The organism is Chryseobacterium proteolyticum (assembly GCF_046591535.1).
GTDB lineage: Bacteria > Bacteroidota > Bacteroidia > Flavobacteriales > Weeksellaceae > Chryseobacterium > Chryseobacterium proteolyticum.
In genome coordinates this window covers 297146-309361 of record NZ_JBJLWK010000006.1, presented here as the reverse complement: position 1 = coordinate 309361, position 12216 = coordinate 297146, and the positions used below count along the sequence as shown (strand labels likewise).

Genomic DNA, 12216 nt, shown 5'->3' with positions numbered 1-12216 from the left:
CACAGGGGCCGGATTTTGTTATACTTACTTGTTATTTCCTGTTGAAAAAAATCCAAGATCAATACCTGAAATCATTTTTCATTTTACGATTCTCATTATTTAACCGATGAATTTGTGGACCCATTTGCTGTAAGGATCTCATTGAGGACTTTTTTTCCATATTCATTATCAGGATTCAGGTCTATTGATTTTCGGTACATTATGGCAGCCTGACTTTTATTTCCTAACTTTAATAATGCTTCTCCGTAACTATCGTACGCATTCCAGCTATTGGGAAACAAATAAACATTCAGTTTAAAAATTTCGGAAGCATTTTTGATATCATTTTCAGACATCATCCGGTACCCCCAATTATTAAGTTCAGCTTCCTGAGGCTTGAAATCCGGATTCTTTTTCTTTTCCGAATTAACCAGTTCTATTGCCTTATCAAAACCATTCTTTTTTAGATGAAGTCTAAGATAAGTAACCGGATCGGATTTAATAATTTCCGGATAATATACTCCGGCAAGCTCTTCCAGAAATTCTTCAGGATAACTTCCTGCTAAATTTGTAAGCACAATAATGGCAAGATGATCATCAGGATACACCAAAAATGCAGATCTTCCTCCTCCTGACATTCCAATAGCCTTGTGTTTTGTCCTGAATTTCGTCAATCCCCAACCGGGTGACCACATGGTCTGACTTCCATTGTTCATTTTTGTAGGTTTCCACATTCTCTGCAGAGATTCTTCTGTCTTCAAAAGCTTTCCACTCTGCAGCGCAATGATCCACATGGCCAGATCCTCAGCCGTACTGTTGAGCCCAGCTCCGGTTCTGCTATAGGAAGGAAATATAAAATAGTCGTTGACTAGCTTTTGCCGATTCCCATTTTCCCCTTCGGTCATATTTCTGTAACGGTAAGTGGGTGCAAAATGAGGAATAACATCCCTGGAGTCTCCAAATAATGTATGCGGCATTCCAACTTTTTGAAACTGTTCCTCTTTAAAAAACTGATCAAAAGACTTCCCACTCAGTTTGTTTATAATCTTTCCCAGTAGATAATAGTTCGTTTGATTGTAGCTAAACTGCTCACCTGTCTTGAATTCCATAGGCAATCCCTTAAGTTCGTCCCAGATTTCTTTTCAGTTTTCGATGTATCACCGGTAGCCGGATCAAATAACTTGAGTATCTCAGGAAAACCTGAAATATGAGTCATCATTTGTTCTATGGTCACTTTCTGCCATTGTTCCGGAAGATCATCCAGATACCGGGACACGGGTGCAGACAAATCAACTTTGCCTTGCTCAGCTAACTGCATAATAGCGGTACCGGTAAATACTTTCGTACAGGAGTTAATAGCAAAAACAGTCGTATCTGTAACCGGAACCTGATCCTGTACATTGGCAACTCCGAAAGATCTTTTCACTATCACCTTACCCTCCTTAACTACAGCGATTTGTAGACCGGGAATTTTGCGTTCTGCCATTTCTCTTTTAATAATGGCTTCAATGGCTGAAGCTGTTTCCTGGCCATATCCATAGGAAGAAAATATACAAAGAATGAGTAAAAAGTAACTTTTCATTTCGAGGCATTTGTGATAAGACAATATAAACCTGCAATATATTACAAAAAAAGGCACCGGAATATGATATTATAAAAGTAAAATCACAACCGGTGCCTTTAATTACAAAAAATAGTAGAAAGAATTACGGCTTATTCTTTAATAATTTTTTTAGAGATCGTTTCTTTATCTGTTTTTACCTCAATAATGTAAATACCATTGGCATTCGAAGACAAATCTACACTCGCTTCGTTGGTGTTTATCGTTCCGCTTTGTATCTTTTTACCTGAAAGATCATACACATTGAAGGTTGAGTTTTTAGGTGCTTTCAGTACTTTAACCACATCTTTGGTAATGGTAGGAGCAATGATTAAACTTTCGGTTTTTGCAATTCCTCTCTCACTTGTTGCAAGAACTTGTTCACTGTAGCCTGTAACAATAATCGAATAATCCTGAGGGGCCCCTGCTCCGGCACTATTCACCAGATTCCCTTTATTTGTGATTTCTATCCTGTAATTTCTACCTGCAACCGGAGCATCAATGACTACCTGTTCCACGTTATCCACCGTGTTATCTCCTTTGGTTGCCGGGGTCATAGGACTAGCAGCATCAAGTTTCCATGGAGTATAAACCGTATTATTCGTCGTATCAATGATTCTCAGATCCAGATCATTCACCAATCTTGAGCTTCTGTTGTTATAGACTTGTCCCCAGGTTAGGTTCGCAGGAACATTGTAAGCAGGATCAATCCAGGATATGGTTACTTTTAGAGGTTCAGTTCCTGATGCTTTTATCACTTTTGTGTTGGCAACACCGTTATTGAGAGTTTCATTATTGAAAACTACAGTATTGTTTGCTTTTCCAACCAATAGCTCAGCGCCTTTTTTTGCATTGATATATCCCCAGCCAAACCATGGATCAGGACCTACATTACCTGCTTCAGAAGCAGAATGAACCATTAAAGTTTTAGCACTGGCAGCATTAAGAAGCTGATCAGAAAATAGATCTTTGTAAATCTGGGACCATAAACCGATTACTCCGGTTACCACCGGGGCGGAATAAGATGTTCCACTTCCATAATCATATTTCACACTTCCCGTAGTATCTTCTGCTGTAGAAGCTGAAAACACATTTGTACCCGTGGTTGTGATATCCGGTTTTATTCCACCGTCATCTCTTGGTCCTGCACTGCTGTAATCAGAATGCACCACATCCGAAGGAACAGAATATTTAAAGTTATTCGTAGAGATCACATCTGTAGCGCCTACCACAATAATATTTTTGGCTAATGAGCCCTGACCTATACAGTCATAGCCTTGTGCACAATTATTTGCAGGTAAAGTATCTGTAGAAGCAAACTGAACCAGATTACCATTGCTGTCTCTGTAATACTTTGGAAATGTTGTGGTTCCTGGCATTGTAGGGCCATATCCGAAAGAATTCCCTGCTGATTTTACTATAATATAAGAAGGATTACTGTATACGATCTGATCATAATTCTGATCATTGGATAAATAAGATCCCTGAGTATCAAAAGAGGTATCAGGACTATCATAAGCACCATTCCATAGCCAGACATTGCTTCCGTTAGCATCTTTTACTACATCCCAACCTGGATTAACCCCGTAAGAATGATTGGATATTTTAGGCTGTGCAATTAATATTTTTTGAAATACATTACTTGCCGCTGTATTTCCCGGTAGTACTGTTTGAGCAAATCTATATGAATCTATGGTTGAATTTACCGCAACTCCCTGGATATTTCCAGTAACTGCCGCACCATTTAAAGTTCCTGAAATGGTTAATGCCCTGCTTCCTATAAATCCGGCAACTCCTGTTGAATGTGCACTGTAGATCTGAGTTGAAGCTTCTCTATTGGTAATTCTACCAACTGCATTGTCAAATGCGGGATGAGCAGCATAAACCCTTCCTCCGTCAAAGACCGTAAATTTAATATTCTCTCCTTTGTATGCATTGGTAAGTCCCGCTACACTACCCGCTGTGTTCAGAGCGTCAGCATTGGCATTCTGAACTTGTCTTATATCCTGCTGTTTGTAGAAGTAAGGCTTTCCATCAGGTAGAAATCCTGCCAGATTGCTTCTTTGCTCTTCAATTTCCTTTTGATTGGCTGCTCCTTTAGCGGAACCATATTGTTTGGCTACATATGAATCAAACCTGTCGTTGTTTTCTCTGTTTTGCTTTTCGAATTCTTTTTGTAAGATATCATTGGATTGAGCACTCGCAAGACTAACCATCAGGGTGCTGATTACAAGTAATTGTTTTTTCATTAGTGGTAAATTTAAATATGTTTTTTAAGTTAAAAATCAATCCAAAAAGAGCATCTTTTACAGCTCAGAAAAGCACTTCACCAAAATCCATCCTGCATTTAATTATTATCCTTTATTTTCTAATAATCCATGAATTATTTATTTTTTTTGAAAGGATCACGTTTTATTAATGCAATTTAATTGCAATAATAATAAAAAATTTTTAAAAAGCAACAAAGTTGCAATTAATATTCAATAAAAAATTTCCCTTCTTCCGGCTTATAAATGATTTATACATTACATAAGAATAAGTTGAATAAATTAAACACATAACATCAATTTTGTAAATTTATTATCTGAATATGGCTGCAAATATAAAATATACTTTCAATTAGTCTACTAAAATAGTAGACTTTTTTTATTATGTTAAGTACTTCTGTTTTTGATCAGCCTTAAAAGATCATAAAAACAGTAAATTCAGATTTTCATATATTCACAAAATGTTTGGACCTATAAAGACATCTTTTAAGTTTAAACTGACAGAAATAAAATTAATACGATGGAGATAAGATCAGCACAGTCATTTATTGATTATTACGAAAAAGTACGGTCCCGAACCCTTCGGCTGCTGGAAGTTATCCAGCCGGAACACCTTGATTTTTCATATAAACCGGGAAAGTTTACCGTAGGCGACCAGATCAGGCATATTGCAGCCATTGAACGTTATATGTACGGAGAAACCATTGCAGGAAGAAGGAGTGCTTATCAGGGCTGCGGAAAAGAGCTGGCAGATGGTTATGACAACATCCTGAAATATTTTAATGAAATGCACCGGCAGACTATCGATATTATAAGCCGGCTATCGGATGAAGACCTGTATAAGAAGTGTCTTACTCCCGCGAATCAGGAAATTACAATATGGAAATGGCTGCGGGCAATGCTGGAACATGAAATCCACCACAGAGGCGAACTTTATATTTACCTGAACCTGTTGGATGTAAAAACACCTCAGATTTATGGCTTTTCGGCAGAAGAAGTACAGGAAATGAGTGTGAAAATAGAATAAAGATATTTTTCTTAATTGCATATTGCCCTTATCCTCTCCTCCGATCAGGCTATTATACACTGATCTTATACACACATCTCTGAGCTCCGGACAGGATATGCTTTACCCTTTCTACTTTATAGTCCAAACCTATCAGGTTCTGAAAATTGGATAATTCTGCCCGGCAAAACCCCTGGCATTCACTTGCAGCTGCACAGATCGGACAATGGTTTTCTATTAAAAAATAATCAGCTCCTTCCTTTGTCCATTCTGCCATATATCCTTCGTCATTCCTTATTTTTGATAGAATTTCCAGTCGGTCTTCCAACGATTTTGCTTTGGTAAGCGCTTTCTCGTACCTCTGATACGTCGTTTTTTCCCTGTCATTGATCAATAAATCCAGTGCATTATCTCCCAATAGGTCTTTTACAGACTTCAGAAGCTGTACGGTAACGTCAGCGTGGGTATCCGGGAATTGTGAAAGCCCCCTTCGGGTAAGGATATAATAAGTGGAAGGACGCCCCACTCCTTCACTCCTGATAACAGACTCAATAAGTCCTTCTTTAACAAGATTTAGCAAGTGCTTTCTCGCCCCTTCCTTTGTTATGGAGAGTTCTTCAGAGATCAAAAGCGAAGTAGCTTCCCCTCTCATCTTTAAAAACATCAGAATACGATCTGCTGCCGGTTTTTTCATTTGGCAATATATAGGTTGTTTTATTTCTTACAACAAAGATAGTCATTTTCTATTATATCGGCTTTATAACGACAAATCAGTCATTTATAATATATGGGAGGACTCAATAGGATCACCAATTAAACAACATAAAAGTTGTTTAATTGAAATAAATGTTTACCTTTGAAACACATTAATAAAAAATCAAAGTAATGAACGCATTTACCCTACCCCAGCTGCCGTATGCTTACGATGCATTAGAGCCTTTTATTGATAAAGCAACAATGACTATTCATCATCAAAAACATCATCAGGCATACGTTGATAATCTAAATGCTGCCTTAGAACAGGCCGAAGAAAAAGAGACTGATCTGGATTCTCTTCTACAGAGGATCAGTGAGTACAGCCCTGCTGTAAGAAATAACGGCGGTGGACATTTTAACCATTCTTTATTTTGGGAAATCCTCTCTCCTGAACCTAAACTTCTTCCTGAGGGAAAACTTGCAGAGGTAATCGACTCCACTTTTGGAAACCTAGATACCCTTAAAACTGAGATAAAAAAAGCAGGTCTGGGACAATTTGGTTCGGGATGGGTTTGGCTCTATGTAAAATTCAATGGTTCTATTGCCGTAAGCTCAACCCCTAATCAGGACAATCCTATGATGGATATTCAATCTACCAACAGAGGGTTTCCCATATTGGGAATAGATGTTTGGGAGCATGCTTATTATTTAGCCTACCAAAATAAAAGAGCAGATTATCTGGATGCATTCTGGGCAGTTCTTGACTGGGCATCAGTAGAGAAAAAATATGAAGAAGCTCTCTCAAAAATCAAATAACATTCCTAGAACAAAACAGGTTGCCTACTTATGAACCAGAATATTTTTATTAATAAAGCTGAGGCTTCGGGAATCATTCCATTTGATCTTTTGGATTATAAACCCACTATAGAGATTGTTGAGTTTGATCTTAAGGATCATCTCTTCATGGGAATGATCCTCAAAGAAAAAGAATTTAAAGAGTCCCTGTCATCTATTGATTTCTCGGTGTACACTGGAAAAGCCGTCGCTGTTATCTGCTCTACAGAGGCCATCATTCCACCGTGGGCATATATGTTACTGATGGATAAATTATCCGGGTATTCTGTTTACACAGATATACGCAGTTCAGAAGAGATCCTTCTGGATCTTTGGAAAAAAGAACTTCAAAATGTAGAACCGGAGCAGTATAAGGATCTTAAAATTGTTGTTAAAGCAAGATCCGAAACTTCTCCTGCTCTTTATCTTTTAATCACCCAGCTTATGAAACCATTTGTCAAAAGTCTGATGTATGGTGAAGTAGGCCTTCCTAAAGTCATATTAAAAAATTAAATAAAATGAAAGCAATTATCTTCAACGGCGCTTTGGAGAGAAGACCAAAATCCACTTCAGGGATCCTTTCCAAATATTTTACGGATAAACTTGAAGAGCTGGGCATCATTCATGAAACATTTGCCCTCGCTGATTCCGGTATTCCACTTTATGATATTACCCTTACCAAAACACCATTGGCTGTAGAGCGTATGACCCAATTGTTCCTGGGAGCAGATATTCACTTCTGGCTCGCTCCTCTCTATCATGGAAGCATTCCGGGTGTAATGAAAAACTGCCTGGACTGGCTTGAGGTAACCGCTGACAATGAACAGCCTTACCTTACAGATAAGACAGTAGGCCTTGTATGCTGGGCAGATGGTTTACAGGCCATGCAGGGAATCAACGCAATGGATTCTATTGCTAAATCGTTACGGGCATGGCCGCTGCCTTACAGTGTTCCTATGATCAGAACGTCCCTGTTTGATGCGGAAAATAAAATCTCTCCCCTTTATTCAGATAAGCTGGACAGATTGATCAGCATCGCAACCACAAACAGGATAGAAAAAATAATTTATTCCAAAGTATAAAGAAAACATCGGGATTGATAATATAAAATCCCGTACCTTTATTAAAGAATCTAAACGATTGATATCATGGCTATAACAATAACGGATGCGTGCATCAACTGTGGAGCCTGTGAGCCGGAATGCCCGAACTCTGCAATTTATGAAGGTGCCATCGACTGGCGTTGGCAGGATAAAACAAAGCTTTCCGGGAAAACTATTTTTCCTGACGGTACGGAAGTAGATGCCAATGCCTATAACCAGGCTATTTCTGATGATGTTTATTATATTGTCCCGGGAAAATGTACAGAATGTAAGGGTTTCCATGAAGAGCCTCAATGCAAAGCGGTTTGTCCGGTAGACTGTTGTGTTGATGATCCTGAACATCGGGAAAGCGAAGAAGTTTTATTTAGCCGTCAGCGGTTTTTGCATACCTGAGATTAACAAAACCATAATCTTTAACAGCTATTTCCTACATAAAGATTTGAATGTAAAATAAAAAGCCAACTGTACAGAGTTGGCTTTTAGTATAATGAGCATCTTAATGCATCTCTATTTTATTCCTTAATGATCTGGCTTACCTCATCAAATTCACGTTCAATAACCGGATCAGGTTTATAGGTAGCCAATGAAACAATAACATTGGTGATGAATGAAAGGGTAAATCCGGGAATCATTTCATACCAGTCTTTCAGTGGATGCTGAATATACACCCAGCATAGGATGGTTATACCTCCGGCCAGCATTCCTGCCAAACCACCCTGCCACGTTGTCTTTTTCCATAAAAGAGATAGTAAAATCAAAGGACCGAATGCAGACCCGAAACCTGCCCATGCATTTCCCACAAGATTAAGAATACTATCCTTTGGATTCAATGATAATAACATAGCAACAACAGCAACTAACAGAACGGAAAGCCTGCTGGCGATCAGTAATTGTTTTGAGGTTGCTTTTTTATTCAGAAAAGCTTTGTAAATGTCTTCTGTTAATGAGCTCGAAGTAACCAGCAACTGAGATGAAATGGTACTCATTACTGCTGCGAGAATCGCTGTAAGCAAAAATCCTGCAATAAACGGATGGAATAGTATCCTTGAGAAATAAATAAAAATAGTCTCTGCCTCAGTTTTTGAAGCATCAAATTTCATCATGGTATTTACATCAAACTTTTGCAGATAAGCAATTCCTACCAACCCTATTGCTAAAGCGCCAGCAACAGTAAAGATCATCCATGTGATTCCGATCCGTCTTGCTTTGATCAGATCTTTCGGCTTATCAATTGCCATAAAACGAACCAGGATATGTGGCTGCCCACAGTATCCTAATCCCCACGCAAGAAGGGAAACAATACTCACCGTGGTCGTTCCCTTAAACAGGTCCAGGTACTTTGGGTCTTTTGCTTCGATCAATGAAAAAGTTTCCTGAACACTTCCTATCTCAGAAATAGCGACAATCGGTACAATGACAAGCGCCAGTACCATAATTGTTCCCTGCACAAAGTCCGTTAAACTCACCGCAAGAAATCCTCCTAAAAATGTATATAATACCACAACCAAACTCGTTAATAATAAACCGGCAGTATAGTCCATCCTGAATGCGGACTCGAATAATTTCCCCCCTGAAACCATTCCTGCAGAAGTATAGAGGGTAAAAAACACAAGAATAAAAATAGACGAAGTTATTTTGAGAAGGTGATTTTTGTTTTTAAATCTGTTTTCAAAAAATACCGGAAGTGTAATGGAATTCTGGGCAACCTCTGTATATACCCGGAGTCTGGGTGCGACAATAATATAATTGAGATAAGCTCCTATCGTGAGCCCTATCGCGATCCATGCACTGGAGATTCCGCTAAAATACATGGCCCCGGGAACTCCCATCAGCAACCAGCCACTCATATCGGCAGCCCCGGCGGATAGCGCGGTAACAGCTGCTCCCATTTTTCTTCCTCCTATTAAAAATTCCTCTGAATTACTGGTTGATTTCCTGTAAGAATAAATACCTATGCCAATCATCAGCAACAGGTATAATCCGACAGAAATTGCTTCATATACTTGCATATCATTTTTTTTACGACACCGAATATAACCATTTTCTGAAAAACAGATGTATACCTGTTCATACAAATCCTCCTGAACAAGCAGGAAAAGTGTTTATTTTACAAGTTTTTGGGCCCTTCTCAGATTATCAGAGGCCTGCAAAATCTTATTCTTCAGGATTTTATTATAATCCGGATTGTTCAAAAGGAACTGATTGACAATTTCAAGTGCCTTTGGATCCTGATAATTTCCGAATGCAGAACGAAGCCAGTTATCAGGAAAAAATATGTCTCCGGTTTTTTGTATTTCCTGTAACAATTCTAAAGTTTTTGGAAGATAGCTGATAGAAGTCTGCTGTCTCAATGGGTGATGTAAATATCCTACGGCAGCCCCCACGGCAGATTCATTGGTTCTGTTTTGTTTTTCGGATAAGCTTTTGAAAAAATCATCACGGATTTTCTGATCTGAAGATGCCGCTTTCATAATGATCTTAAAACGGTTGATCCGGTCCGGGTTTTTAATACGAGCTAACTGTTCCTGCAGGAGATCATTATTGTTGTTATTCCTTAATGATAAGGAAAGCGCAAGTCCTGTATAATCCTCATCATTCAAAGACACACCTTCGGGTGGAGTTTGTGATTTCCAGATGGCATACAAATTATCATACGCTTTTTTAGATTGAAAGATTACCTGGTATCCGTCAAAAAGAATTTTTTTATTATTTTTTGTGGTTTGCACCTGTAACCCTTTCCATAAGGTATTTTCTAAATTTTCCGATTCTTTTATCCGCTGAGATTCCGGTAAAAATTCCCAGTAAATACCCGAAATATATCCCATGATAAGGCGTAGATTCAGCTCAGAAGTTTCATTTTGAAGTTGTGCTGTAAAAAAATACAACAAATCCTGTGGACTAATGCCCGTTCCTCCCAGCATATTTTCATATAATGAAATATAGGCGCTCGCTCTGTTGACAGGATCTTTAACCAGAGAAAAGTTGGACAGCATTCCTTTGTCTATACCGAATATGCCGTATCCAATACCGGAAGAGTTCTGAAGAATGAAAAGAGGTTTCATTTTTCCTTTTAATGCTGTAATTTCCTGCTGTCTTCCTGAAATTTTAACTTCTGTTTTTTCAACCCTGTCCGGATAAAATAAAGCAATCTGGAATTCCTGTGGCCAGGATTTATGCTCTTTTCCATGCTCGGGATGTTGTAAGATCGTAAATTGATCAATCGTATTCCCTTTATATTGTACTTCATTATCAAAAACCGGTCTTCCGGGATCATTCACCCAAACTTTATTCCAGCTTTGTAAATCCTCATCTGTATATTGGTCCAGAATCCTGATAAGATCCGGCCAGGTTGCATTGCTGTATGCATATTTCTTAAGGTATTCATCAATTCCTTTCCTGAAATTCTCCTCTCCTGTTAACAGCTCCAGCTGTCTCATCATAATGGGGGCTTTGTTATAAATAATAGGACCGTACATCATTCCTGCATTTTTCAGATTATCCAGAGTCTGACGGATCGGATTCGCTCCTAGAGTCCTGTCTACTGAATAAGCAGCCGGAAAGTGTGTCGTTAAAAACTTGAGATCATATACACTTTTATCTGATGCAGCTCCGGTACTTTTGTCTGCCATAAAATTGGCAAATACCTCTTTCATCCAGACATCGTTGAACCAATCCATTGTCACCATATCTCCAAACCACAAATGGGCTACTTCATGAGCAATAAGATTGGAACGACTGTTTAGCTGATTTTGGGTGGCATTTTTATCTAAAAACAAGGTTGAGTTTTGAAATAGTATAGCCCCGGGATGCTCCATACCTCCAAACTGAAAATCAGGTACCGCAACCATTCCATGCTTTTGGAATGGATGTGGAATGTCAGTCCATTTCTCATAGTAAGCCAGGGAATTTCGGTAGAGTGTGAATACAGAGTCCATACTGTTCTTAATTTTCACAGAATCCGTTTCACGGTATAGGATTTTAGAATCTTCCTTTCCGATTTTTGCTGTAAAATCTTTAAAATCTCCGGCAGCAAAAGAAAATAAATAGGTTGGAAGCTGGTCTGAAGCTGCAAAATTCAATGTTTTTGTTCCTTTCCGGATACTTGTTTCTTTCAGTTTTCCATTGGCTAAAGCATTCCATTTTTCAGGAATCGTAAGAGATAACGTGTAATTGGCTTTCAGATTGGGCTGATCGAAACAGGGAAACATAGTCCTGGCCCGGTCTGGAACAAAAAGAGTATATAGATAACCATCACGTCTGTTCAATGCTGCATTACCTGCGAGAAACGTAAAATGAATCTCGTTCGCTCCTGATTGAAGAAATCTGGATTCAATTATTATATGTTCATTTTCCAGAACCGGTTTTACTGCCTTACCGTTTACAGATACAGAAATTAAAGATGCGGCTTCTTCCTTAAAGTCTATTTGTAACGGAGCTTCATCCTGTTTTTTATAGGTAAAATGCAGAATTTCATTTGCCTTTATCCTTTCGGATTTGCTTTCTGGGATGTTTAAACTAAGCTCATATCTGATGCCGCTTAATGTATTTTTTCTGAACTGTGCCAATTCGTAAGAAACTCCTTGTTCTACCCTTGGCGGGGATTTCATTTGTGCCTGAGAATAACTAGCAAATGCAACAATAAATAACGTCAATAATCCTTTTTTCATAGATCAAATATAAGAATTGATCGGAAATTAAATGCAGCTAAAAGATAAATGCAGAAATAACAAG

The 12216-nt window shown here is 38.5% G+C and carries 11 protein-coding genes; 5 read left to right on the top strand and 6 right to left on the bottom strand.

Annotation, left to right across the window (positions count from 1 at the left end):
• Positions 1-95 precede the first annotated feature (95 nt).
• The 3 genes from ACJ5H0_RS21000 to ACJ5H0_RS20990 all read right to left on the bottom strand — a co-directional run bounded on the left by ACJ5H0_RS21000 (position 96) and on the right by ACJ5H0_RS20990 (position 3828).
• A complete protein-coding gene (locus ACJ5H0_RS21000) occupies positions 96-1088 on the bottom strand; it encodes a serine hydrolase (RefSeq protein WP_411251907.1) in 993 nt (330 codons plus the stop codon).
• Positions 1019-1561 (bottom strand): serine hydrolase domain-containing protein, encoded by a 543-nt coding sequence (locus ACJ5H0_RS20995; protein ID WP_411251906.1) that lies wholly within the window; start codon positions 1559-1561, stop codon positions 1019-1021. The genes ACJ5H0_RS21000 and ACJ5H0_RS20995 overlap by 70 nt, the downstream gene beginning before the upstream one ends.
• 131 nt (positions 1562-1692) lie before the next feature.
• Positions 1693-3828: a S8 family peptidase gene (locus ACJ5H0_RS20990; RefSeq protein WP_411251905.1), complete on the bottom strand. Its 2136-nt coding sequence runs from the start codon at positions 3826-3828 to the stop codon at positions 1693-1695.
• A gap of 538 nt (positions 3829-4366) precedes the next feature.
• On the opposite strand from ACJ5H0_RS20990, the gene ACJ5H0_RS20985 reads away from it, so the two are divergent.
• On the top strand, positions 4367-4873 hold the full coding sequence (locus tag ACJ5H0_RS20985) for a DinB family protein (protein ID WP_172278060.1): 507 nt from the start codon (positions 4367-4369) through the stop codon (positions 4871-4873).
• 52 nt (positions 4874-4925) lie between these two features.
• Here ACJ5H0_RS20985 and ACJ5H0_RS20980 read toward each other — a convergent pair whose 3' ends face one another.
• Positions 4926-5546, bottom strand: a complete 621-nt coding sequence (locus tag ACJ5H0_RS20980; RefSeq protein WP_172278058.1) for a helix-turn-helix transcriptional regulator — start codon at positions 5544-5546, stop codon at positions 4926-4928.
• A 191-nt stretch (positions 5547-5737) separates the two neighbouring features.
• Here ACJ5H0_RS20980 and ACJ5H0_RS20975 point away from each other — a divergent pair, with 191 nt between their 5' ends.
• The 4 genes from ACJ5H0_RS20975 to ACJ5H0_RS20960 all read left to right on the top strand — a co-directional run bounded on the left by ACJ5H0_RS20975 (position 5738) and on the right by ACJ5H0_RS20960 (position 7878).
• The gene (locus ACJ5H0_RS20975; protein WP_411251904.1) at positions 5738-6364 is read left to right on the top strand and encodes a superoxide dismutase; all 627 of its coding nucleotides are present in this window, start codon (positions 5738-5740) and stop codon (positions 6362-6364) included.
• 30 nt (positions 6365-6394) lie between these two features.
• Entirely contained in the window at positions 6395-6895 is a 501-nt protein-coding gene (locus tag ACJ5H0_RS20970; RefSeq protein WP_345989259.1) for a DUF2480 family protein, read from the top strand.
• A 5-nt stretch (positions 6896-6900) separates the two neighbouring features.
• Positions 6901-7464, top strand: coding sequence for an NADPH-dependent FMN reductase (locus tag ACJ5H0_RS20965; protein WP_172278052.1), 564 nt, complete (start codon positions 6901-6903; stop codon positions 7462-7464).
• Between the two features lie 66 nt (positions 7465-7530).
• Complete coding sequence (locus tag ACJ5H0_RS20960) at positions 7531-7878, top strand: 4Fe-4S dicluster domain-containing protein (RefSeq protein ID WP_172278050.1); 348 nt, start codon at positions 7531-7533, stop codon at positions 7876-7878.
• A gap of 119 nt (positions 7879-7997) precedes the next feature.
• Here the strand turns inward: ACJ5H0_RS20960 and putP are convergent, their stop codons facing one another.
• Both putP and ACJ5H0_RS20950 read right to left on the bottom strand, forming a co-directional pair.
• Complete coding sequence (gene putP, locus ACJ5H0_RS20955) at positions 7998-9494, bottom strand: sodium/proline symporter PutP (RefSeq protein WP_411251903.1); 1497 nt, start codon at positions 9492-9494, stop codon at positions 7998-8000.
• 93 nt (positions 9495-9587) lie between these two features.
• Positions 9588-12152, bottom strand: a complete 2565-nt coding sequence (locus ACJ5H0_RS20950) for a M1 family metallopeptidase (protein WP_411251902.1) — start codon at positions 12150-12152, stop codon at positions 9588-9590.
• Positions 12153-12216: the final 64 nt, after the last annotated feature.

Bases quoted from the DNA above. Each gene is read 5' to 3' on its own strand.
- ACJ5H0_RS21000 (WP_411251907.1), bottom strand. From the start codon at position 1,088: ATGGAATTCAAGACAGGTGAGCAGTTTAGCTACAATCAAACGAACTAT.
- ACJ5H0_RS20995 (WP_411251906.1), bottom strand. From the start codon at position 1,561: ATGAAAAGTTACTTTTTACTCATTCTTTGTATATTTTCTTCCTATGGA.
- ACJ5H0_RS20990 (WP_411251905.1), bottom strand. From the start codon at position 3,828: ATGAAAAAACAATTACTTGTAATCAGCACCCTGATGGTTAGTCTTGCG.
- ACJ5H0_RS20985 (WP_172278060.1), top strand. From the start codon at position 4,367: ATGGAGATAAGATCAGCACAGTCATTTATTGATTATTACGAAAAAGTA.
- ACJ5H0_RS20980 (WP_172278058.1), bottom strand. From the start codon at position 5,546: ATGAAAAAACCGGCAGCAGATCGTATTCTGATGTTTTTAAAGATGAGA.
- ACJ5H0_RS20975 (WP_411251904.1), top strand. From the start codon at position 5,738: ATGAACGCATTTACCCTACCCCAGCTGCCGTATGCTTACGATGCATTA.
- ACJ5H0_RS20970 (WP_345989259.1), top strand. From the start codon at position 6,395: ATGAACCAGAATATTTTTATTAATAAAGCTGAGGCTTCGGGAATCATT.
- ACJ5H0_RS20965 (WP_172278052.1), top strand. From the start codon at position 6,901: ATGAAAGCAATTATCTTCAACGGCGCTTTGGAGAGAAGACCAAAATCC.
- ACJ5H0_RS20960 (WP_172278050.1), top strand. From the start codon at position 7,531: ATGGCTATAACAATAACGGATGCGTGCATCAACTGTGGAGCCTGTGAG.
- putP (WP_411251903.1), bottom strand. From the start codon at position 9,494: ATGCAAGTATATGAAGCAATTTCTGTCGGATTATACCTGTTGCTGATG.
- ACJ5H0_RS20950 (WP_411251902.1), bottom strand. From the start codon at position 12,152: ATGAAAAAAGGATTATTGACGTTATTTATTGTTGCATTTGCTAGTTAT.